We start from the raw sequence: 1,722 nt of genomic DNA, 5'->3' as shown, positions 1-1,722 counted from the left end.
CTAGAAGACTGCTGAAGATCTTGTTAGAGGGGCTGTCCGGCCGTGGGCCGGACAGCCCCTCTGTGGTCATGCGTTGGCCGAGGACAGATGCCAGGTGCTGTTGGTCCGGGTGAGTCCGAGGTTGATGAGTCGGCGGAGGTTGAGGGCGGCGGCCCGGGTGTGCAGCCAGGCGTCGCCTGCGATGGTGCCGCGGTGGCGCAGGCGGCGGTTGCCGTGGTGGACGAGCCAGGCGACGGCGCGTTCGACCGGTGGTCTCCAGCGGCGGTAGTCGGCTTGCCAGGCCGGATCGCCGGCCGCCTGGCGGCGGGCGGCGGCCTGGAGGTCGTGGTGGGGGCGGATGGTCAGGATGCGGCCGGCCTTGGCGTTGGTGCACCGCTCGCGCAGGGGGCACCCGGTGCAGAGCTTTCCGAACGTGGCTTTGCGCTGGTGGTGTCGCCCGCCGGGTTCCGTTAAGGGAGCGGTGTGCCCGGCGGGGCAGGTCACGGTGCCGGTGGTGGTGTCGATGGCGAAGTCGTCCAGGGTGAAGCCGCCGGGGATGGCGGGCCGCAGCGGGGCGGGTTTGATGAACAGCCGGTGCCCGGCGGCGGTGAGGGCCCGGCGGGCCTGGCCGGTGGAGTAGGCGGTGTCGCCGAAGACCTCCACCGGCGTGTCCTCGCAGGAGAGCAGGTCCAGGCCGACGACGGCCTCATGGTGGGCGGGCCCGGCGCCCGGTCGCAGGGCCACGGCGGTGAACAGGCCGGTTTCGGGCTCGACGGCCAGGTGGGCCTTGAAGCCGTCCTGGCGGTGGCTGCGGGTCTTGTGGACATGCCTGGCCTGGGGATCGACGACCGAGATCACCCGGTCGGGGGCGGTGCCGTCGGTGATGCGCCAGCGTCCGTCGCGGCCGTCGGACCCGCCGGCCGGTTCGACGTCCTGACCGGCGACCAGGGCCAGGATGCCGACCGCGTTCGCGGCCCGTTCGCCCAGTTCCTGCTCGGGCAGGTGCCCCAGCAGCCGCAGCGCGTCGGTGACCAGCGCGTCCACCAGCTCGGCGCGGGCCTGCTCATCGTCCCAGGCGATGCGGGGCTTGCCCGCCTGGGCGTAGTCGTGCGCGGTGCACCGGGCGGCGGCGACCCCGGCCGCTCCCGGCACCTCGCGGATCACCGCCCGGACGGCGGCGATCAGCTGGGTGACGGTGTCCTGGGTGGCCACCGCATCGTCCAGCACGGTCGAGTCCAGCGCCCGCCGCTGCCGGCCCTTGAGCACCCCGGTCGCCTGGACGACCTGCCGGACGGCCTCGAAAATCCGGTCCGGCCGGGCCGAACGCGCCAGCCGGCGACGGAAGTAGGCCAGCAGCGACGGGTGGAACGCGGTGTCGTGAAGGCCCAGCCCGCAGGCGGCCTTCCACCGCAGGTCACACCGCAACTCCTGCACCGTCTCAAAGTCCGACAGCCCGTGCAGGGCCTGCAGCAGGATCGCCGCGGCAAGGATCTGCGGCGGCATCGAGGGCCGCCCGTTGGCCGAGGGATACATGTCGGCGAACATCTCCGCCGGGAACAACGCGCCACGGTGCTCGGCCAGGAACGCGAACACGCTCCCGGCCGGGATCAGCTCCCGGCACGTCTCCCACACATCCGGACCGACCCTCTCCCCGGCCCATTCACCCATCACCACACCACACCACACTGGCCCCGCCGCAACCGCGACGGGGCCAGAACCCCAAGATCTTCAGCAGTCTTCTAG

Annotated in this window: 1 protein-coding gene; it reads right to left on the bottom strand. The window is 72.5% G+C overall.

Annotation, left to right across the window (positions count from 1 at the left end; genetic code table 11):
• Positions 1-66: 66 nt before the first annotated feature.
• Positions 67-1,650 carry an IS1182 family transposase gene (locus ACFPZN_RS55930; RefSeq protein ID WP_378293548.1) on the bottom strand — a complete coding sequence of 528 codons (1,584 nt, stop codon included), beginning with the start codon at positions 1,648-1,650 and terminating at the stop codon, positions 67-69.
• Between the last annotated feature and the right edge of the window lie 72 nt (positions 1,651-1,722).

The organism is Actinomadura rugatobispora (assembly GCF_042656285.1).
Classification (GTDB): Bacteria; Actinomycetota; Actinomycetes; order Streptosporangiales; family Streptosporangiaceae; genus Spirillospora; species Spirillospora rugatobispora.
Note: the sequence above shows the minus strand (reverse complement) of the source record. Positions and strands in the feature narration are given on the sequence as shown.